This window comes from Roseobacter sp. HKCCD6576-2 (assembly GCF_013179285.1).
GTDB classification, from domain to species: domain Bacteria; phylum Pseudomonadota; class Alphaproteobacteria; order Rhodobacterales; family Rhodobacteraceae; genus Rhodophyticola; species Rhodophyticola oceani.
The window spans coordinates 144,605-165,582 of the sequence record NZ_WVNW01000003.1 but is presented as its reverse complement, the minus strand read 5'-3'; the positions used below and the strand labels follow the sequence as shown (position 1 = coordinate 165,582).

The following is a 20,978-nucleotide window of genomic DNA, read 5'->3' as shown; positions in this document are numbered from 1 at the left end:
CTCGCAAACGGTACGCGGCGAGTGTGTCGCAGCCGATCACGGATTGACAAGTCCGGTGAAGCCACCACATGTTCCGCCGCCACACCATCTCTTTGATTGAAGGTCTTTTTCATGCCCGTTGTCGTTGTCGAATCTCCTGCTAAGGCCAAGACAATAAACAAATATTTGGGCGATGATTATACAGTGCTCGCCTCTTATGGCCATGTGCGCGACCTGCCTCCAAAGGACGGTTCGGTCGACACGGAAGCCGGATTCGAGATGCTGTGGGAGGTCGGCAGCGACTCAAAAAAACACGTCAAAGCCATCGCCGATGCGTTGAAAGACGACAACAATCTGATCCTCGCGACCGACCCGGACCGCGAAGGTGAAGCGATCAGCTGGCATCTGGAAGAGGCGCTCCGTAAACGCAGAGCGATCAAGAAGGACACCCCGGTCAGCCGGGTGGTCTTTAACGCGATCACCAAAGCCGCCGTGACCGACGCGATGCAGAACCCGCGCGAAGTCGATATGGAACTGGTCGAGGCCTATCTGGCGCGCCGCGCGCTGGATTATTTGGTGGGGTTCAACCTGTCGCCGGTTCTTTGGCGGAAACTGCCGGGTGCAAAATCGGCAGGTCGGGTGCAGTCGGTCTGTCTACGCCTGATCGTCGAGCGCGAGATGGAAATCGAGGCGTTCAAACACCGCGAGTATTGGTCGGTGAAAGCCGTTCTCGACACGCCGCGCGGGCAGAGCTTTGAGGCACGTCTGACGGTTCTCGGCGGCAAGAAGCTCGAGAAATATGATCTCGAGACGGCGGCAGCGGCCTCTCTTGCCGTCAAAGCCGTCTCGTCCCGCGACCTGGCTGTGCAATCGGTCGAGGCGAAACCAGCCAATCGCAACCCCGCCGCGCCGTTCATGACCTCGACCTTGCAGCAGGAGGCCAGCCGCAAATTCGGCATGGGCGCGCGCCAGACGATGAGCGCGGCGCAGCGGCTCTATGAGGCTGGCCACATCACCTATATGCGGACCGACGGGATCGACATGGCCCCAGAGGCGGTCACCGCGGCACGCGATGCAATCAAAGACCGATATAGCGAGGCCTACGTTCCGAAATCTGCGCGTGTTTACAAGAACAAGGCCAAGAATGCACAAGAAGCGCATGAATGTATCCGGCCGACGGATATGGCCAAGGCGCCCGACGATATCCGGCTGTCTGAAGACGATCAGAAAAAGCTCTACGGTCTGATCTGGAAACGCACGATTGCGAGTCAGATGGAGGCCGCCCGGCTGGAGCGGACCACCGTCGATATCGGTTCGGCGGATGGCGAGGTTGTGCTGCGCGCGACGGGGCAGGTCGTGCTCTTCGACGGCTTCCTCAAGGTCTATGAGGAAGGCCGCGACGATGTGCAGGACGAAGATGACAAACGCCTGCCGCAGATCATGCAGGGCGAGGCGGTCAAACCGGCCGCAGCCGCGCTAGAGTCGGAGTTCACCAAAGCCGCCAGCGACGGCGAGGCGGTCATCGAAGACGACAGTCAGGGCGATTTGCGTCAGAATGGCGGCGGGGTGCTTTCCGCCGATGGCGCGGTCTTGGGGCAGCAGCATTTCACCCAACCGCCGCCACGCTATACCGAGGCCACTTTGGTCAAACGGATGGAAGAGTTGGGCATTGGGCGACCCTCGACCTACGCGTCCATCGTCACGACGATCCAGGATCGCGGTTATGTTCTGAAAGACAAAAACCGGCTGATCCCGGAAGACAAAGGCCGCTTGGTGACGGCGTTTCTGACCAATTATTTCCGCCGTTATGTCGGGTATGATTTCACCGCCGGCTTGGAGACGCAGCTCGACGAAGTGAGCGCCGGCGACCGGGACTATAAAGACGTGCTGGATCGATTCTGGCGCGATTTCAAAGCCGCGATTGATGAGACCGCCGATCTCCGCATCGGCGAGGTGTTGGAAAAGATCAACGAGGTGCTGGAACCGCATCTCTTTCCGGTCAAAGAAGACGGCAGCGACCCACGGCTTTGCCCGAATTGCGGCGAGGGGCGGCTCTCGATGCGGACGGCCCGGTCTGGCGGGGCGTTCATTGGCTGCTCCAACTATCCAGAGTGCCGCTACACCCGCGCCTTCGCACCGCCGGGTGAGGGTGATGAGGCGCAGGCCGATGAGCGGATGTTGGGCGTGGACCCTGACACCTCCTTGCCCGTGCATCTGAAAACAGGACGCTTTGGGCCCTACGTGCAATTGGGCGAGGTGACGGAAGAAGAGAAAAAGCCGAAACGCAGTTCGCTACCAAAGGGCTGGGACCCGGCGACCATCGATTTCGAGAAGGCGATGATGCTGCTCAGCCTGCCGCGCGAAGTCGGCAAGCACCCCGAAGATGGCGAGATCGTCGAGGCCGCGATTGGCCGTTATGGACCGTATGTGAAACACGGGCGGATTTATGCGAACCTGCCGGAGGTGGACGAGGTTTGGTCCATCGGCATGAACCGGGCCGTCGAACTGATCGCCGAGAAAGCCGCCAAACGCGGCGGGCGCGGTGCGGCGCAACCGCCTCTACATGAGTTGGGCGAGCACCCCGAACATGGCGGACCGGTGAATGTGATGGACGGGCGCTACGGGCCGTATGTGAAATGGGAGAAGGTGAATGCCACGATCCCGAAAGGCACGGAACCTGCGGATGTAACCATGGACATCGCCGTTCAGTTGATCGCAGAGCGTCAAGCCAAAGGCGGCAAGAAGCGGACGACGCGGAAAAAAGCAAGCTAGGCTACAACTGGGCGGAACCGGAATTTTCCAAAATTCCGAACAAATTCCTTCCAAAGGAATTTGGCTCCCGCCGCTTGGTTAGGGGTTGATCTGGCAGAGCCGCACCCCAATGTTAAGGGACATAACATTCACTGACCAACCCGATTGACGCGTAGATGATCCTCTCAGATTTCCTCAAAGCCCTTGGCCAACTCTCTGATCGCCGGTTCCTTGGTGTTCTCTGCCTGGGGATCGGGCTGACCCTCGGCCTGCTTTTTTCCTTTTATGCCGCCTTCGTCATCCTCATCGGCTGGCTGCTTCCAGAGAGTTTCACCCTGCCCTGGATCGGCGAAATCACGTGGGTCGATAATGCGCTGACCTGGGCGGGCATTCCCTTGATGCTCCTGCTCTCAGTTTTCCTGATGGTCCCGGTCGCGTCGGCCTTCACTGGCATTTTCCTCGACCGGATCGCCAATGCCGTGGAGGCCGAACACTACCCACATCTCCCCCCGGCCCGGCAAATCGGGATTATCGAAGGCATGGGGGATGGGCTAAGATTTCTCGGCGTGATCATCGGCGTTAACCTGGTTGCGCTGATCGCATATCTGCTGATCCCGCCCCTCGCCCCTTTCCTCTTCTGGATCGTAAACGGCCTCCTCTTGGGCCGGGAATACGCGCAGATGGTGGCGCTCCGCCGTCACGACGCGACCGGTGCCGCCGCTTTTCGCAGCCGCAACCGATTCACCATCTTCGCTGCCGGCGTATTGATGGCCGTGCCGCTGACGATCCCGGTCGTGAACATTCTAGTGCCGGTTCTAGGCGCGGCGACCTTCTCCCACCTGTATCACCGGCTTAACGCTGGCCCATCCCGAACCGATTGAACAGGTCGATATCGGCGATTGTGATCGCGCCACTGATGATGACCCACGCAGCGATGCCCCACAGCACGGCGGCAACCGCCGAGGTCACCAAGAACCGCCGCTTCAGTTGCGGCTTCTCAGGCGCAGACGCATGGGTGCCCTCCGCGACATTCCCCGCCTCGCCTTGCGAGATGAGGCGGATCGGGAGGATCACGAACAGCGTCATAAACCAGATGATCGCGTATAGGACGATGCCGGTCACAAGATTCATCAGACTTGCTCCAACTCAACCAAGGTCCCGGTGAAGTCTTTCGGATGCAGAAACAAAACCGGCTTGCCATGCGCGCCGATTTTCGGCTCGCCCGTGCCCAAGACCCGCGCCCCCGAAGCCTGTAGTTGATCACGCGCGGCCAGGATATCATCGACTTCGTAGCAGATATGGTGGATGCCGCCGGATGGGTTTTTCTCCAAGAACCCGGCAATTGGGCTGTCTTCCCCCAACGGGTAGAGCAATTCAATCTTGGTATTCGGCAGTTCGATGAACACAACCGTCACGCCGTGCTCCGGTTCGTCCTGCGGCGCGCCCACTTGCGCGCCGAGCGTCTCACGATATTGCGCCGAGGCCGCCTCGAGATCGGGCACGGCAATGGCGACATGGTTCAGGCGTCCGATCATGGGGCATTCCTTTTCGACAAATCCTGGCTGTTGATATGGCGTGCGACCGGGCTTTGCCAAGCGTCCCGTCGCCGCGCCTGTCGTGTTTACAGCTTGTCAACCTTACCTGGGTCTAATCATCCAAGGAATCAGCGTTAACCGGGGGCAAATGGACATGGATGATCTTGTTTCAGAACTCGACTTTCGACCGAAACCAACTGCGGCGCGGCCTCTGCTTGGCCTGACCGTCCTTGTGGTCGAGGATAGCCGCTTTGCATCCGAAGCGCTGCGATTGCTCTGTCTAAGATCGGGTGCCAGGATTCGCCGCGCGGATTGCCTGACCTCCGCGCGGCGGCATTTGGCGGTTTACAGACCCTCGGTCGCGATCATCGATTTGGGTTTACCGGATGGCTCTGGCCTGGATCTGATCGCCGAAATGGATGGCGTCCAACCACGTGTGCCTGTGATCTTGGCGACCTCCGGTGCGGAGCGTGAGGCCGCGGCGAAATCAGCGGCTGCGGTTGGAGCAGATGGGTTCCTCCCGAAGCCGATGGAAACGCTGGCCTATTTTCAGGCGGAAATCCTGCGCCATCTGCCAGCGACATTGCACCCCAAAGGCCCGCGTCCGGCCGCAGAGGACCGGGTTCAGCCCGACACCCTCGCCTTTCGTGAGGATTTGACCCATGCGATGGAGCTGCTGGAACTCGACAGCCCGCCAATGGCCTATCTGAGACCTTTTTTGTTGGGTGTCGCGCGCGCAGCCCATGACGCGCGGCTGGAAGATGTCATCGCGCGATCAAGCGGCCAGTTGGCGCAACCCGAGCGTGCCAATCTCCGCACGATGCTGTCAGATCGTATCCAACATGTGGCCGCTGTCTGACGGCGACCAACCATGCCGGGTTCAGGTTAGGCTTTCGCAAGTGCAGGGTCGGAACTGACCCGCACAAGGCGGGTCAAATCGGCCAGCCGCTCCCGCTGCTGACCCTCTGCATCGAAGTTACTGGGCGCAAGCCAGGCGTTGAAGGCCTCCTTTAACGCTGGCCATTCCGCATCGATCGCCGCGAACCAAGCCGTGTCGCGATTGTGACCCTTGATCACGGCGGCTTGGCGAAAAACCCCCTCAAAAGAGAACCCCAGACGCTCCGCCGCGCGGCGGGATCCGAGATTCAGCGCGTTGCATTTCCACTCATAGCGCCGATACCCGGCCTCGAAGGCCCATTTCATCATCAGATACATCGCCTCGGTCGCGGCGCGGGTACGCTGAAGCGCTGGCGAGAAATTGATATGACCAACCTCGATAGTGCCCATCTCCGGCGTGATCCGAAGATAACTTGCGACACCGCCGAGTTGCCCGGTTTCGCGGTTTTCAATTGCATAAAACAGCGGGTCGGGTCCCGCTTCGACCTCGCGCACCCATCTGTGATAGGCGGCCGCCGAGGAAAACGGGCCATAAGGCAAATAGTCCCAAATCGCATCGCTGACTGAGTTTGCACGGTGCAGATTGGCGGCATGGGCATCCGCGCGAAGCCGCAACAGGCGCGCATACCGCCCGGACAACTCCGCCCCCTTTGGCACGGGTGGGGGACGGAACCCGCGCACCTCTTGCCCCAATATCTCGGAATTCGACATCGCCCATCCTGCCCTGCTGATCGTATATCAACACGAAAGGCGAAATAGCCCGCGTTGACAAGCCGTTACCGATCACGACGCGCGTCAACCAAACAGCCGGTGGGCGCAACCACCGCGGTCATCGCCGCGCCGTCCGTTCGCTCGGCACCATCGTTCGATATATCAGGCCGAACAAAGACGGCCAAACTCTTCTCTATCCGGGCAGGCGCCCTCCGATACCATCGGTGATCTCGGCAGCGGCTTGTGCCACCCGGGTGCCAAAGGCATCGACCCGTCGGTCGGAAAAACGCGTGCTTGGCCCAGAGATCGACACGCCCGCCACCACCTCCCCTCTCGCATCATATATCGGCGCACCGATGCAGGACATGCCGAGATGGCGTTCTTCTTGATCGAATGACCAGCCGCGGGCTTGGGTTGAAGCCAAATCGGCCTGCAATTCGGCAAGCGTGGCGAGGGTCTGGTCGGTAAACACCGTCAAATCGATCTGCGATAAGAGACGGGCCTGCCGCGTGGCTGGCAGATGCGCCAAAATCGCTTTGCCGGTGCCAGAGGCATGCATCGGTGTCCGTGTGCCCGCGGCAAAAAACGCACGGATCGGGTTCTGCGTCTCGATCTGCCCGACAAAAACAACCGCCGCGCCGTCGGGCACCGCCAGGTTCGCCGTCTCGCCCGTGTCCTGCATCAAAGCACGCATCGCCGGGCGGCTGACATCCGCCAGATTGGTCCGGTTGAGATAAGCCGACCCGGTGCGATAGGCCTCGACCCCAACGGCCCAGGTCTGGGTGGCTTCGTCCAGCTCGGCATAACCATTCTGCTGCAAGGTCGCGAGAATCCTGTGCGTCGTCGCCGTAGGAATTGCCAGATCCTCCGACAGATCGGTGAGTGATGCATGATCTTGTTGCGCCAGCGCACTTAGGATCGCCAGCGCTCGATCCAGAGCCTGGATGGTGCCGCCACTGCTGTCTGTGAAGGGCGATTTGGGCCGCCCGCGCGGCTTGCGTTGAATCTCGACCATGTCACGACTTTCCCAATTATGACCTGTTGCATCAGGAGAATAGTATCGTGAAAATATTTTTCAACATTTGTATACCGATGTATATGAAAAAATACATCACACTGATATTAATATCAAATACTCGCCAAACTCAAAACTGAAAAATACTTCCGAAAAAATTGCAAATGCACATCAACCTGCTACAAATCTCCTCACGACGACGGAGGAGACCCGCACCATGTCCGATCAAAACCCACTGTTCATCCCCGGCCCGACCAACATGCCGGACCGTTTGCGCCACGCGATGCAAGTGCAGACCCGTGATCATCGCGCGCCAGATTTTGTCGAGACGTTGATGCCGGTCTTGGATGGCTGCAAGACCGTCTTCGGCACCACCGAGGGCCGCGTGATCACTTTCCCCGCATCGGGCACAGGTGGCTGGGAGGCCGCGATCACCAACACGCTCAGCCCCGGCGACACGGTCCTGATCGCGCGGTATGGCATGTTTAGCCATCGCTGGATCGACATGTGCCAACGCCATGGGTTGGATGTGCGGATCATCGAATGTGACTGGGGATCAGGCGCACCCGCCGACAAGTTCGAGGAGGCCCTCAAAGCCGATAGCATTCATGCGATCAAAGCCGTGCTTGTCACCCATAACGAGACGGCCACGGGCGTGAAATCCGACATCGCCGCCGTCCGCGCCGCAATGGACAGCGCCTCTCACACTGCGCTGCTCTTGGTCGATTGTGTCAGCTCGCTTGCCTCGATGCCGTTTGAGATGGACGCCTGGCGGGTCGATATCGCCGTTGCTGGCAGCCAAAAGGGCTTCATGCTGGCCACCGGTATGGCGATCTTAGCGGTCAGCCAGAAAGCCCTGGCGGCGATGGATGACGCAACGCTGCCACGGACCTTCTTTGATTTCCGCGACATGTTGCAGGCCAACAGTACCGGCGGATTTCCCTATACGCCTCCGCTGCAACTGATCCATGGCATGCGCGAAAGCCTGTCGATGCTGTTCGAAGAGGGCCTGGGCAATGTTTATGCCCGCCACCACCGCCTTGCCGAAGGCGTGCGCCAAGCCGCCCGCGCCTGGGGGTTGGACCTGGTCGCGCAATCGCCCGAGCTCTATTCCGACACGGTCAGCGCGATCTATGTGCCTGACGGGTTCGACAGCAACGTCCTGACCGATCATGCGTTCAACGCCTATGGGGTCAGCTTCGGCGTCGGCCTTGGGCAGATGAATGGCAAAGCCTTCCGTATCGGGCATCTCGGCGCCCTGACCGATGTGATGGTCTTGTCCGGCCTGGCCACGATCGAGATGGCGATGGCTGATCTGAACTATCCCATCGAGTTGGGCGACGGGGTGTCGGCGGCACAGGAGTATTTCCGGCAATCGTGGGACACCGCGCTGAAATCCGCCGCGTGAGAGGACGAGGAGACCGTAGAGATGACTGATCAACTGCCCCGTTTCGAAGATGTGGTTGCCGCGCATAAACGCATCGCGCCATATATCCATCGCACGCCCGTCCTCACCTCAAGCTATTTCAACGAACTCACTGGTGCCGAACTGTTCTTCAAATGCGAGAACTTCCAAAAGGCCGGAGCGTTCAAGGTACGCGGCGCGTCAAATGCCGTGTTTGGGTTGGATGAGGACCAAGCCGCGAAAGGCGTCGCCACGCATAGTTCCGGCAATCATGCGCTGTCGCTCAGCTATGCCGCCGGTCGCCGCGGGATTCCCTGCCATGTGGTGATGCCACGCACCGCCCCTGAGGCGAAAAAGGCCGCCGTGCGCGGCTATGGCGGCATCATCACCGAATGCGAACCCTCGACCAGCAGCCGCGAAGAGGTGTTCGCCAAGGTCCACGCCGAAACCGGCGCCGATTTCGTGCACCCTTACAATGATCCGCGGGTCATTGCCGGGCAAGGCACCTGCTCGCGGGAACTGGTTGAGCAGGTCACTGATCTGGACGCGGTTATCGCGCCGATTGGCGGTGGCGGGATGATTTCGGGCTGCTGCCTGACACTCTCGAATATCGCGCCGACGATCGAGATTTACGCAGCCGAGCCAGAGCAAGCCGACGACGCATATCGGAGTTTCAAAGCCGGGCATATCATCGCCGATGACGCCCCGGCCACGATTGCCGATGGGCTGAAAGTGCCGCTGAAAGAGAACACCTGGCACTTTGTCAGCAATCACGTGACGGACATTCTAACAGCTTCCGAGCAAGAGATCATCGACGCCATGAAGCTGACTTGGCAGCGGATGAAGATCGTCATGGAGCCGAGCTGCGCAGTGCCGCTCGCGACGATTCTGAAGAACCCGGAGGTGTTCCGGGGTAAGCGTGTCGGTGTGATCATCACCGGCGGGAATGTGGATATGGACAAGTTGCCCTGGATGTTGGGCTGAGGAGGGTAAGATCATGAATACCAATGTGAAAATCGAAGAACTTGAAGTCGGCTACGACATCCCTGCCGCAATCGGCATGGACGAAGCGGATATTCAAACGCCAAGCCTTGTGCTCGATCTGGATGCGCTGGAGCGCAACATCAAAAAGATGGGCGATTACGCCAAGGCGCATGGAATGCGGCACCGGGTGCATGGCAAAATGCACAAATCCGTCGATGTGGCGCAGTTGCAGGTCGACCTGGGTGGTGCCTGCGGCGTCTGCTGTCAGAAAGTGTCGGAGGCGGAGGTTTTCGCCCGGGGCGGCATCAAGGATGTTCTGGTCTCCAACCAAGTGCGCGACCCCGCCAAGATCGACCGTCTGGCCCGGCTGCCCAAACTCGGCGCCCGCACGATCTGCTGCGTTGACGATCTGGCCAATGTTGCGGATTTGTCGGCGGCGGCCGTCAAGCACGGGACCGAAATCGAATGCCTGGTCGAGATCGACTGCGGCGCGGGCCGCTGCGGTGTGACGACAACGCCCGAGGTGGTCGAGATCGCCAAGGCGATCGACGCGGCCGACGGCCTGAAATTCGCGGGCATCCAAGCCTATCAGGGCGCCATGCAGCACATGGACAGCTATGACGACCGCAAAGCCAAGATCGATATCGCGGTGGCGATGGTGAAAGACGCGGTTGATACGCTGAAAGCCGATGGCATCGAATGCGATATCGTTGGCGGCGGCGGCACCGGATCTTACTATTTCGAAAGCAATTCGGGCGTTTACAACGAACTGCAATGTGGCAGCTACGCGTTCATGGATGCCGATTACGGGCGTATCTTAGACCAAGAGGGCAAGCGCATTGACCAAGGTGAGTGGGAGAACGCACTGTTCCTGCTGACCTCGGTGATGAGCCATGCCAAAGCCGACAAAGCCATCGTCGATGCCGGTCTCAAGGCGCAATCGGTCGATAGCGGACTGCCCTTCGTCTTTGGGCGCACCGATGTCGAATACGTGAAGTGTTCCGATGAACACGGCGTTGTTGCCGATCCGCAAGGCGTCCTCGACATCAATGAAAAACTGCGCCTCGTGCCTGGCCATTGCGACCCGACCTGCAACGTCCATGATTGGTATGTCGGCGTGCGTGGCGGCAAAGTGGAAACGCTCTGGCCGGTCTCGGCGCGCGGCAAAGCCTATTGAGACGACCCTCGAGGGGCGACGCTCTCTCCCCGCCCCTCTGTCGGCTGGCGCGTTCATGATCCGCGCCAGCCGCACACACTGCCTGTGACAGGAGCAAGACAATGAACGACATGACCCAGGCCCAAACCGATGGGCTGATCATCGTATCCGAAGAGATCTGTCAGCAGGTCATCGGACGCCAAGATGCCTTCGATGCAGTGGAGGCCGTCTTTGGCGCCATGGCCAAGGGCGACGCCTATAACTTCCCGGTGATCCGCGAGGCGATTGGCCATGCGGATGCGCTTTACGGCTTCAAATCCGGGTTTGATCGCGCCGGGCTGGCCTTGGGGCTGAAATCCGGCGGTTATTGGCCCGGCAATGCCGATAAAGGCCTGACCAACCACCAATCGACGGTGTTTCTGTTCGACCCCGATACAGGCAAGCTAAAGGCGCTGGTGGGCGGCAATTATCTGACCGCGCTCAGAACGGCGGCTGCATCCTCAGTCTCGATTGCCCATCTTGCGCGAAAAGACGCCAAAGTTCTGGGCATGGTCGGCGCCGGTCACCAGTCGGCCTTCCAACTCCGCGCCGCCGCCGAGCAGCGTGATTTTGAGAAGGTCGTGGCCTGGAACCCGCATCCTGAGATGTTGCCGAGATTGGGCGAAGTTGCGACCCAGATCGGTCTGGAGTTCGAGGCCGTCGACCGGGATCAGTTGGGGGCCGAAGCCGATGTGATCATCACCATCACCTCGGCCTTCGAACCGCTCATGATGGCGCCCCAAATCAAACCCGGCACGCATATCGCCTGCATGGGCACCGATACGGTCGGCAAGCAAGAGGTCGATCCGGCGCTTCTGGCGGCAGCCACGGTCTTCACCGACGAAGTTGCGCAGTCCATCAGCCTGGGCGAGGCGCAGCATGCCATCGCGCGAGGCCTGATCGCCGAAGCGGACATCACACCCATTGGCAATGTGATCAACAGTGCGCATCCGGGACGGTCCAGCGCCGATGAAATCACGCTCTTCGATGGCACAGGCGTCGGGTTGCAAGACCTCGCGGTTGCCTCCGTCGCCGCCGATCTGGCAGCCAAGGCAGGAACCGCGACGCGCGTGGCGCTCTAGGCACGACGCCCGTTTCAAAGAAAAAGGCGCGCCAGGATCGGCGCGCCTTTTGTCTTTCTAGTCAGGTGGCCTAGTCCTGCGGCAGCACGCGCAGGCCCAGCTCCATCAACTGGTCGCTGGTCGGGTCCGACGGCGCCTGCATCATCAGGTCTTCGGCACGCTGGTTCATCGGGAAGAGGATGACCTCCCGGATATTCGCGGTATCGGCCAGAAGCATCACGATCCGGTCGATCCCGGCGGCGCAACCGCCATGCGGCGGCGCGCCATATTGGAACGCGTTGACCAGGCCGCCAAAGCGGTTGCGCACCTCGTCTTCGCCATACCCGGCGAGTTCAAACGCCTTGAACATGATCTCGGGCTTGTGGTTCCGGATCGCGCCCGAGACCAGCTCATAGCCGTTGCAGGCCAGGTCATATTGATACCCCAGCACCTCCAGCGGGTCGCCATCCAGCGCCGCCGCGCCGCCTTGCGGCATCGAGAACGGGTTATGCGAGAAATCGACCTTGCCGGTCTCCTCATCGGCCTCATAGAGCGGGAAATCGACGATCCAGGCAAAGGCGAAACGGTTCTGCTCGGTCAGGCCAAGCTCATCCCCGATCACCACGCGCGCTCGACCGGCGACACCCTCGAATTGCGACGGTTTACCGGCGAGGAAGAAGGCCGCATCGCCCACACCGAGTCCAAGCTGCTGCCGGATCGCTTCGGTGCGTTCCGGGCCGATGTTTTTGGCCAATGGGCCCGCGGCTTCCATGCCGTCGCCCTGGTCGCGCCAGAAGATATAGCCCATGCCCGGCAAGCCCTGCTCCTGGGCGAATTTGTTCATCCGGTCGCAGAATTTCCGGCTGCCGCCCGTCGGCGCCGGGATTGCACGGACCTCGGTGCCCTCTTGCTCCAACAGTTTAGCGAAAATCGCGAAACCGGAGCCGCGGAAATGGTCGCTGACCACCTGCATCTTGATCGGGTTGCGCAAGTCGGGTTTGTCAGTGCCATACCAAAGCGCCGCATCCTTGAAGGAAATCTGCGGCCACTCCTGATCGACCTTGGCCCCGTTGCCGAACTCTCCGAAAACGCCTGCGATCACGGGCTGGATCGTGTCGAACACATCCTGCTGTTCAACAAAGCTCATTTCCATGTCGAGCTGATAGAAATCGGTCGGCGCACGGTCGGCACGCGGGTCTTCGTCGCGGAAGCAGGGCGCGATCTGGAAATACTTGTCGAAGCCCGAAACCATCAGAAGCTGTTTGAACTGCTGCGGCGCCTGGGGCAGCGCGTAGAATTTGCCGGGGTGCAGGCGCGAGGGCACCAGGAAGTCGCGCGCGCCTTCGGGGCTGGACGCGGTGATGATCGGCGTCTGGAACTCGCGGAAGTCGATCTCCCACATCCGGCGGCGCATGGAGGCCACCACATCAGAGCGGAGCTTCATGCTCTCCTGCATCTTCTCGCGCCGCAGGTCGAGATAGCGGTATTGCAGGCGGGTTTCCTCCGGGTACTCCTGATCGCCAAACACCTGCAGCGGCAGATCGCCCTCGATGCCGCCGAGGACTTCCATATCGCGGATGAAAACCTCGATCTCACCGGTTGGCAGCTTTGTGTTGATCAGGCTCGCGTCACGGGCCTTCACCGTGCCGTCAATACGTACGCAGTATTCCGAGCGCAGTTTCTCGACCTCGGCGAACACCGGGCTGTCCGGGTCGCAGAGCACCTGCGTGATCCCGTAATGGTCGCGCAGGTCGATAAAAACCACGCCGCCGTGATCTCGCCGCCGATGGACCCAACCCGAGAGGCGGACAGTCTCACCCACATGGGCGGCGTTCAATTCGGCGCAGGAATGGCTGCGATAGGCGTGCATCTGGGGCGTCCTTCGGGTGCGTTGAGCGTCGCGCCGATACACCTTGCGCAGGCGGCGAAGTCAACCCCGGCGACAGCCAAGCACATTACGAATGGCGTCGGCGGAAAACGGGGCGACGGCCCGGGCACTCAAATCGCCATCTGCGGCAAGCACCGTTATGATCACTTGGGTCCAATCGGCATTGGCGGTGACGATCTCGGGGCCGTCGCCGCAATGGCGGATGCCGCCGGTGATGAAATCTTCGCCGATACGGTGATTGGTTACGCCGCTGGCCGCCGCGATCTCAGTTAGGTCGCCGCCCCCCTGCCCGTCCGGGCGATAGGTCCAAATCCGCAAAGTGCGCGCCAGATGCGGCCGGTCGATATAGGCGATATCTTGCAGCCCGTCGCCGTTCAGATCCGCCACGCCAATCGGGGCCAGCCAGCGATTGCGCCGCCCGATATAAGGCGTCGATGCGATGAGCGTCAAAGACTCCCCGTCGCCCGCATCGCCATAGATCGCCAATTGTGCGCCCTGATCGCGGTGGCTGCGCACCACGATCACCTCGGCCGCCCCATCGCCATCCAGGTCGCGCAGACGGGGCGCAAGATCTTCAAAAACATGGGCGTCATCTAGCCGGACGGTGAGCACCGCGCAGCTATTGGCGGCTGTCGGGGATGAGACCCAAAGCTCGCTTGCCTCGATCTCATCGCCGAGCACCCCATGGGCATAGCGTGTTGTCGGACCGTCAAACCACGCGCGGTAAATCCCGGTGCCGTCATGTTCGACGACACTCTCGGGCATCTCGGTCATCGTATGGGGCGCGACGGTACAGGCCAGCGACACGGCTGGCGCAAGCGCCAGCCCGAGGCCCAGGAGTGCGCCCCGCAGCATCAGATTTGCTTCTCGGGCATTTGCACGACTAGCCCATCCAACTCGTCGGTCACCTTTACCTGGCAGGTCAGGCGCGAGCGCTCGGGGTTCGGCTCAAAGGCAAACTCCAGCATATCTTCTTCCATCGGGTCGACGGCCGGCAATTTCGCGACCCAATCGGGATGCACATAGACGTGGCACGTCGAACAGGCGCAGGCACCGCCGCAATCGGCCTCAATCCCCGGCACGTTGTTGTCGCGCGCGCCTTCCATCACGGTCAGCCCGTTGGCCACCTCCACGACGTGCTCGGTGCCGTTATGTTCGATATAGGTGATCTTCGCCATGTCTTGCCTTTGTCGCTAGAAGCTTTGTTTCGCCTTAGGTAGCGACGTTCAAGCGGCCTTTCCAGTCACAATCCACATGGGCCAGGACTAGCGGAACTGCGGCATAGCAGACGCAGTTGCAGGCCGCCGCAACGCGAGGTGCTTTCGCGGCACGCCAAAACCAAGTAAATTGCCGCAAAACCGGATCAACCGGGCAGGAAAAATCGAGCCGTGACACCCCGTTTCTCCCTTCTGGGCCTTTTGGCTGTGGCTGCCTGCGGCGCTGTGGAGGCACCCGATATCACCGGGTTGATCGCGCCCAATACGGTGGAGGTCAGCCGCGGCATGGGTCCACCCGGCGCAGACCCCAATGCCTGCTATGGCCGCGAAACAACCCCCGCCGTGATCGAAACGGTCACCGATCAGGTGATGCTGCAACCGCCAGAGATCAACAGCGCCGGTCAGGTCTTGCAACCCGCCGTGTTCATGACCGAGACCCGACAGCAGATCGTGCAGGAGCGGCGCGAGTTATGGTTTGAGACCCCCTGCCAAGCCGAGATCGGCGACCCGGATTTCATCGCCAGCTTGCAGCGGGCGTTGGCGGCGCGCGATCTCTATCGGGGTCCGGCAAACGGCGTCATGGACGCACGCACCCGGCGCGCCATTCGTGCCTTTCAAGAGCCGCAGGGGCTGAACAGCCCAATCCTGTCCATGGCCGCCGCCCGGCAATTAGGTCTGGTGGTCTGGGATCCGGTGGCTGCCGCTGGCGGCGCGACCGGCGGATAGAAAACCCCTTCAAGGATCGCTCCACGAAGGGGTGTGTCTGGATACGAGGCTCGTGCGAGACGGCTAGCCGTCTTCGAGGCTCAACGCCACGAAACGTGGGTTCCCGTCGCGACGGATCAGCAGCAGGATGCTTTTCTGCCCGGCATCTTCGGCCTCGCTGACCCGGGTTTCGAAATCACTCACCTCGCTGACCGGCTGTTGGCCCACTTCGGTGATCACATCGCCCGGCATCAAGCCTTTGGTGGCCGCGTCACTTTCGGGATCGACGCGTTCAATCACCAAGCCACCTTGGACATTCTGCGCATTTAGCTCCTCACGGCGCTCATCGGTCAGAGGCATCAGCGACATGCCCAGAACATCCCCACCAGACGGCGCTGTCGGCGGTTGCCCAGGGGTCGTCGGGTTGGCCCCTTCCGCAGTTTCCCGGCGGCCAAGCGTCACCCGCAAGGTTTGCGTTGCGCCATCGCGGAACACCAACATACGCACGGTCTCGCCCACGGGCGCGTTGCCCACATTGCGCACCAACTCGCGGGTATCTTGGACATCGACCCCATCAAACGCGAGGATCACATCGCCCACTTCGACACCGGCTTCCATCGCCGGGCCATCCGGCACATCGGTGACCAGCGCGCCGCGCGGCTCATCAAGGCCCAGGCCCTCTGCGATATCTGGGGACACGTCCTGAATCCGCACGCCCAGCCAACCGCGACGGGTCTCGCCAAACTCCTGCAACTGATCCACGACGCGGGTGACCACAGCCGAAGACATGGCAAACCCAATCCCGATTGAGCCACCATTGGGCGACAGGATCGCTGTGTTCACGCCGATGACTTCACCGTCGAGGTTGAACAACGGGCCGCCTGAGTTACCGCGGTTGATGGCAGCATCGGTCTGAATGAAGTCGTCGTAACTGCCGGACAACGCGCGTTCGCGCGCCGACACGATGCCGACAGATACTGAGAAACCCTGACCAAGCGGGTTGCCCATCGCCATCACCCAATCGCCGACGCGCATGACATCGCTATCCCCAAAGGGCACGAACAGAAGCGGCTCATCGGGGTCCACCTTCAAAACCGCGATATCGGTGTTGGGGTCTGTCCCGACGACCTCTGCCGGCAGTTCGAACCCGCCACGAAACTCGATCAAAATCTCGTCCGCGCCTTCGATCACGTGGTTATTGGTGACGATATAACCGTCTTCGGAAATCACGAAACCGGAGCCAAGCGCTTGGCTCCGGCGCGGGGCTTCATCGGACCGGTTGTTCCGATCCATGAAATCGTTGAAGAAATCCTCCAGCGGCGAACCTTCCGGCACCATCGGCTGCGGCCCTGTCCGGCCTGCAACCACGGAGGAGGTTGTGATATTCACGACCGCGTCGCCAACTTGATCCACCAAATCGGCGAAGGTGGCCGGGCGGTTGGCCTGAGCATTGGCGGGCGCGATGCTGGCCATGACTGCCAGAATGGCCATCGCCAAAATCATCGCCATCATCGACACGCGATAGACCAGGCTCCGGTCCTGGTGGGCGCGAAGGGCCAGGGCACGGGCCTTTGGGCGTTGATGAGCCTGCGGGATGTTCACGGATCGTCCTCCTGTCAGCGTGTTGCGGGCGTCACCCGCATCTTGGCGTATAATATTTGGCCGATTCGGCGCATTATCAACCGCGCATGCGCCGCAAAGCGATCAGATAACCGTCAGCAACCTGTAACATAGGCGTGACGGGAGCTTGCCACCGGTCGCGCGGCCGGGCAACGGCGGTTTTCCTGACCTGGGGCTCCAATTGGGGTCAGAGGCTCGCAGCCCAAGAGATCAACACGGCCCCAAAAACGATGGCGGCAAAGCCGATCATCCGGCGCGTTTCCACCGGGATTTGCGTCAAGACGCGCAGCAGATCCTCCAGACGCGAAGGGGCCAGTGCGAACACCAGCCCCTCAATCACGAGAACCATGCCGACCCCCAATAGGATCGTTGTCAGCATCGGACCCTCTTTATTGCGCAGCCGGTGCGATCGTTCCGGCGGAGCCACCCAGATATTCGAAGAATTCGCTATCGGGGCTGATCACCATGGTCGAGTTCTGCTGCCGCAGCGCCCGCTCATAGGCGGTCATTGAGCGATAGAATTCGAAGAACTCAGCGTCTTGCCCGAAGGCCTCGGCAAAGATCCGGTTCCGTTCGGCATCGGCCTCACCGCGGATAATCTCCGCTTCCCGATTGGCGTCGGAGACCAGCTCAACCACTGTCCGGTCGGCTTGCGCCCGAACCCGCTGTGCGGCCTCTTCGCCGCGGGCGCGTTCATCGGTTGCTTCCCGCTGCCGTTCGGCCTCCATCCGAGAGAAGGTCGCTTGCAAGTTCTGCTGCGGCAGCGCGGTTTGCTTCAAACGCACGTCGAGCACTTCCAGACCAAGCGGGATCGCCCGAGCGCGAGCTTGCGTCGTGATCCGCGCCATCAGTTCGGCCCGATCCGCGGACAGGATCGTGTTCGAGGTCACACCATCCGAACCCAGAACCGCCCGAATTTGCGGGTTAAGAATGGCTTCCAACCGATCCTCGGCCGTCCGCATACCACCGGTCCCCGCCGCTTGGCGGAACTGCACCACATCAGTGATGCGGTACCGAGCGAAAGCATCAACCACCAGACGCCGGTCATCCGACGGCGTTACCTCGATCTCCGCTGTGTCGATCGAGAGGATACGGTCATCGTAATAGACCACCTCTTGAATGAACGGGATCTTGAAGTTCAGACCCGGCTCTTCAATCACCTGGCGGATTTGACCGAACTGCAGAACCAGGGCCCGCTGACGTTCATCCACGATGAAAATCGAGCTGAGCAGACCCACCACAGCAACGATGATGACGGGCAGGATATAGATCATACGGTTCATCAGTTGCTGCTCCCCGTGGTGCTGGCCGTGCCAGGGGCGCGGCGGAGTTCGTTCAAAGGCAGATATGGCACGACGCCATTGCCACCGCCCTCGCCTTGGCTGTCGAGGATCACCAGATCCACGTCGCCGAGAACCCGCTCCATCGTTTCAAGATAGAGCCTGCGGCGGGTCACGTCCGGGGCCTCACGGTATTCGTTGAGAACCGCGAGGAAACGGCTGGCTTCACCTTCGGCTTCGTTCACGACCTGCGCGCGATAGCCTTCGGCCTGTTCCAGCACCTGCGCGGCTTCACCCCGGGCGCCGGCGAGTACTTGGTTGGCGTAAGCATCGGCGCGGCGTTCCAACTGGTCCCGCTCTTGTTCAGCGGCCTGAACGTCACGGAAGGCGTCGATCACTTCGTTGGGCGGGTCAGCCCGGTCGAGGTTAAGACGCACAATATTGATGCCAGATTCATAGCTGTCGAGCGTACTCTGGATCAGTTCGCGCACGGTATCGGCAATGATTTCTCGATCCCGGTTAAGAATGGGCGCCAGTTGCGACGCGGCGATCACTTCGCGCATCGCCGATTCCGACACCGCGCGCACGGTTGCATCTGGATCGCGGAGGTTAAAGAGGAACAGGGCTGGATCATTGATGTTCCACACCACTTCGAAATCGATATCGACGATGTTTTCATCCGTGGTCAGCATCAAACCCGCATCCGACGTGCCGGACCGGGCGGTGCCAATCGGCTCGGAGCGTTCTGACGTGACCGCGATCACTTCGGCTGTCACCAGCGGCCAGGGCGCGAAGTTCAGGCCGGATTCACCAATGGAGGAGAACTCGCCCAGGAAAAGCTCGACCGACTGTTCTTCGGGCCGGACCGTGTAGAACGAGGCATAGAGCCAGAGACCGATAAGAGCCAAAACACCAATCGCTGCCGAGCCGGGGGTCAGGCGCGGCCCATCGCCGCCACCGGTCCCATTGCCGCGGCCTTTGCCACCGCGTCCGCCCATCAGGACGCGCAATTGCTCTTGGCCTTTGCGGACGATCTCGTCGATTTCTGGGATCTGCTGGCCGTCACCGCCTTGGCCGGGTCTACGCCCGCCACCTCGGTTGCCATCGTCACCGCCGCGGTTTCCACCACCGCCGCCAGAGCCGCCTCCGCCGCCCCAGGGACCGCCATTATTGCCAGCCATTGATGCCTATTCCCCTCATCATCGCGTCTGTTGCCTGTCTATATGGGGCCTCTTACCCCGATATGCACGGGCAACCTGTGCGTTTTCCAATCGATTTCAAGCCACCCGCATGGGTGTTTTCATCGTCACAAGCTCTTCGGACATTGTTGGGTGGACCGCAACCGTCCGGTCGAAGTCTTCCTTCGTCGCGCCCATTTTAACTGCAATGCCAGCCAGTTGGATCATTTCCCCCGCGCCCGGCGCGACGATATGACAGCCCAAGACCTTACGGCTTTCCTTGGCGACAACCAGCTTCATCAAAACCCGATCCGTGCGCCCGGCAAAAGCCGATTGCATCGGTCGGAATGAGGTGCAGTAGATCTCCACCGGTTCCTGCTCGCGCGCTTCTTCTTCGGTCAGGCCGATGGTGCCCAATTCCGGCTGCGTAAAGATCGCGGACGGGATCAAGTCGTGATCAATCGGCGTCGGGTTGCCTTTGAACACGGTCTCGACAAAGGCCATGCCTTCGCGGATCGCCACCGGCGTCAGTTGCACCCGGTTCGTCACGTCGCCAATTGCGTAAATCGAAGGCACCGCCGTTTGACTATACTCATCAACGACGATCTCGCCGCGACGCCCAACCTCGACCCCGATCTCTTCCAGACCCATATCGGCCGTATTCGGGTTCCGCCCCGTGGCGAACAAGACGGCATCATAAACCGCCTCAGTGCCGTTCGTTGCTTTGACCCAGACCGGCCCACCAGACCCGCTGGCATCTTGCACCGCAGTTTCCGCCACGGGCGCGCCCATGGCTGCATCGGTGCCGGTGCTTGTATTCGGAATGGTGTGATCTGCGCTCGCCTCGGCCATATCGACGATATTGGTGCCAAGGTGCAGATTAATGCCCTTCTCGCGCATCATCTCGGCCACCAACCCACGCGCCTCGTCGTCGAAGCCGCGCAGGATCTGCGCCCCGCGATAGAATTGCGTCACCTCAACACCAAGCCCATTCATGATGCAGGCGAATTCGCAGGCGATATAGCCACCGCCGATGATCAGCAGACGTTTGGGCAGTTCGGGCAGATGGAAAATGTCGTCAGAAACGATGCCCAGATGCGCGTTTGGCATATCGGGCCGCACGGGCCGACCGCCGGTTGCCACCAGGATATGCTTCGCCGTCTTCTGCGTCCCATCGGCAAGCTCAAGCGTATGGGGATCGGCAAGGCGCGCGCGGCTGTCGAAAATCTCGACATTAGAGCCATCCAGAAGGCTGCGGTAAACGCCTTCAAGGCGATCTAATTCGGTGTTCAGATGGCCGGAGAACGCGTTCCAGTCAAACGCACCATCCTCCACGTCCCAGCCATAGCTGCGCGCATCCTCGAAACTCTCGCGATAGCTCGACGCAAAGACCATCAGCTTTTTCGGCACGCAGCCCCGGATCACGCAGGTGCCGCCCATCCGGCTGCTCTCCGCAATCGCAACTTTTGCGCCTTCGGCGGCGGCCACGCGTGCCGCCCGCACCCCGCCGGACCCGCCGCCAATGACGAAGAGGTCGTAATCAAATGCCATCAAAAA

The 20,978-nt window shown here is 60.8% G+C and carries 20 protein-coding genes; 8 read left to right on the top strand and 12 right to left on the bottom strand.

The features are described 5' to 3' along the window. Window positions 1-111: 111 nt before the first annotated feature. Window positions 112-2,751, top strand: a complete 2,640-nt coding sequence (topA, locus tag GTF44_RS13400) for a type I DNA topoisomerase (protein ID WP_171561864.1) — start codon at window positions 112-114, stop codon at window positions 2,749-2,751. Between the two features lie 155 nt (window positions 2,752-2,906). Continuing rightward, window positions 2,907-3,611, top strand: a complete 705-nt coding sequence (locus GTF44_RS13395) for an EI24 domain-containing protein (RefSeq protein WP_171561862.1) — start codon at window positions 2,907-2,909, stop codon at window positions 3,609-3,611. Here GTF44_RS13395 and GTF44_RS13390 read toward each other — a convergent pair. Both GTF44_RS13390 and mce read right to left on the bottom strand, forming a co-directional pair. Then, the gene (locus tag GTF44_RS13390) at window positions 3,583-3,861 is read right to left on the bottom strand and encodes a DUF1467 family protein (RefSeq protein WP_171561859.1); all 279 of its coding nucleotides are present in this window, start codon (window positions 3,859-3,861) and stop codon (window positions 3,583-3,585) included. The genes GTF44_RS13395 and GTF44_RS13390 overlap by 29 nt on opposite strands. Next, a complete protein-coding gene (gene mce / locus GTF44_RS13385) occupies window positions 3,861-4,265 on the bottom strand; it encodes a methylmalonyl-CoA epimerase (RefSeq protein WP_145216423.1) in 405 nt (134 codons plus the stop codon). The genes GTF44_RS13390 and mce overlap by 1 nt, the downstream gene beginning before the upstream one ends. A 154-nt stretch (window positions 4,266-4,419) precedes the next feature. On the opposite strand from mce, the gene GTF44_RS13380 reads away from it, so the two are divergent. Continuing rightward, window positions 4,420-5,124: a response regulator gene (locus tag GTF44_RS13380; RefSeq protein ID WP_171561855.1), complete on the top strand. Its 705-nt coding sequence runs from the start codon at window positions 4,420-4,422 to the stop codon at window positions 5,122-5,124. Between the two features lie 26 nt (window positions 5,125-5,150). Here GTF44_RS13380 and GTF44_RS13375 read toward each other — a convergent pair whose 3' ends face one another. Beyond that, a complete protein-coding gene (locus tag GTF44_RS13375; RefSeq protein WP_171561853.1) occupies window positions 5,151-5,873 on the bottom strand; it encodes a GNAT family N-acetyltransferase in 723 nt (240 codons plus the stop codon). Between the two features lie 193 nt (window positions 5,874-6,066). Next, a complete protein-coding gene (bhcR, locus tag GTF44_RS13370; protein ID WP_171561850.1) occupies window positions 6,067-6,888 on the bottom strand; it encodes an HTH-type transcriptional regulator BhcR in 822 nt (273 codons plus the stop codon). A 217-nt stretch (window positions 6,889-7,105) separates the two neighbouring features. Between bhcR and bhcA the strand changes: the two genes are divergently transcribed. The 4 genes from bhcA to bhcD all read left to right on the top strand — a co-directional run bounded on the left by bhcA (window position 7,106) and on the right by bhcD (window position 11,554). Next, the gene (gene bhcA, locus GTF44_RS13365; protein ID WP_171561847.1) at window positions 7,106-8,296 is read left to right on the top strand and encodes an L-aspartate--glyoxylate aminotransferase BhcA; all 1,191 of its coding nucleotides are present in this window, start codon (window positions 7,106-7,108) and stop codon (window positions 8,294-8,296) included. 21 nt (window positions 8,297-8,317) lie between these two features. Beyond that, window positions 8,318-9,277 carry a beta-hydroxyaspartate dehydratase BhcB gene (gene bhcB / locus GTF44_RS13360; protein ID WP_171561845.1) on the top strand — a complete coding sequence of 320 codons (960 nt, stop codon included), beginning with the start codon at window positions 8,318-8,320 and terminating at the stop codon, window positions 9,275-9,277. A 13-nt stretch (window positions 9,278-9,290) separates the two neighbouring features. Continuing rightward, window positions 9,291-10,454, top strand: a complete 1,164-nt coding sequence (gene bhcC / locus GTF44_RS13355) for a 3-hydroxy-D-aspartate aldolase BhcC (protein ID WP_171561842.1) — start codon at window positions 9,291-9,293, stop codon at window positions 10,452-10,454. A 110-nt stretch (window positions 10,455-10,564) separates the two neighbouring features. Then, window positions 10,565-11,554 (top strand): iminosuccinate reductase BhcD, encoded by a 990-nt coding sequence (bhcD, locus tag GTF44_RS13350; protein WP_253261315.1) that lies wholly within the window; start codon window positions 10,565-10,567, stop codon window positions 11,552-11,554. A 70-nt stretch (window positions 11,555-11,624) separates the two neighbouring features. On the opposite strand, the gene aspS is transcribed toward bhcD, so the two are convergent. From aspS to GTF44_RS13335, 3 genes are read right to left on the bottom strand one after another with little or no spacing between them, the layout of a single operon-like run. Next, window positions 11,625-13,403, bottom strand: a complete 1,779-nt coding sequence (gene aspS, locus GTF44_RS13345) for an aspartate--tRNA ligase (protein WP_171561837.1) — start codon at window positions 13,401-13,403, stop codon at window positions 11,625-11,627. A 60-nt stretch (window positions 13,404-13,463) separates the two neighbouring features. After that, a complete protein-coding gene (locus GTF44_RS13340) occupies window positions 13,464-14,276 on the bottom strand; it encodes a VCBS repeat-containing protein (protein ID WP_253261307.1) in 813 nt (270 codons plus the stop codon). Beyond that, entirely contained in the window at window positions 14,276-14,599 is a 324-nt protein-coding gene (locus tag GTF44_RS13335; protein ID WP_171561834.1) for a 2Fe-2S iron-sulfur cluster-binding protein, read from the bottom strand. Before GTF44_RS13335 ends, GTF44_RS13340 begins: the two co-directional genes overlap by 1 nt. A gap of 210 nt (window positions 14,600-14,809) precedes the next feature. Here GTF44_RS13335 and GTF44_RS13330 point away from each other — a divergent pair, with 210 nt between their 5' ends. Then, window positions 14,810-15,364 carry a peptidoglycan-binding protein gene (locus GTF44_RS13330; protein ID WP_367383406.1) on the top strand — a complete coding sequence of 185 codons (555 nt, stop codon included), beginning with the start codon at window positions 14,810-14,812 and terminating at the stop codon, window positions 15,362-15,364. A gap of 63 nt (window positions 15,365-15,427) precedes the next feature. Here the strand turns inward: GTF44_RS13330 and GTF44_RS13325 are convergent, their stop codons facing one another. The 5 genes from GTF44_RS13325 to GTF44_RS13305 all read right to left on the bottom strand — a co-directional run bounded on the left by GTF44_RS13325 (window position 15,428) and on the right by GTF44_RS13305 (window position 20,972). Next, window positions 15,428-16,834 (bottom strand): Do family serine endopeptidase, encoded by a 1,407-nt coding sequence (locus GTF44_RS13325; protein WP_253261316.1) that lies wholly within the window; start codon window positions 16,832-16,834, stop codon window positions 15,428-15,430. Between the two features lie 316 nt (window positions 16,835-17,150). After that, the gene (locus GTF44_RS13320) at window positions 17,151-17,342 is read right to left on the bottom strand and encodes a DUF2065 domain-containing protein (RefSeq protein WP_171561831.1); all 192 of its coding nucleotides are present in this window, start codon (window positions 17,340-17,342) and stop codon (window positions 17,151-17,153) included. A gap of 10 nt (window positions 17,343-17,352) precedes the next feature. Then, window positions 17,353-18,246, bottom strand: coding sequence for a protease modulator HflC (gene hflC / locus GTF44_RS13315; RefSeq protein WP_171561829.1), 894 nt, complete (start codon window positions 18,244-18,246; stop codon window positions 17,353-17,355). Continuing rightward, window positions 18,246-19,424: an FtsH protease activity modulator HflK gene (gene hflK, locus GTF44_RS13310; RefSeq protein ID WP_171561826.1), complete on the bottom strand. Its 1,179-nt coding sequence runs from the start codon at window positions 19,422-19,424 to the stop codon at window positions 18,246-18,248. Before hflK ends, hflC begins: the two co-directional genes overlap by 1 nt. A 96-nt stretch (window positions 19,425-19,520) precedes the next feature. Next, window positions 19,521-20,972 (bottom strand): FAD-dependent oxidoreductase, encoded by a 1,452-nt coding sequence (locus GTF44_RS13305; protein WP_171561823.1) that lies wholly within the window; start codon window positions 20,970-20,972, stop codon window positions 19,521-19,523. Window positions 20,973-20,978 lie beyond the last annotated feature (6 nt).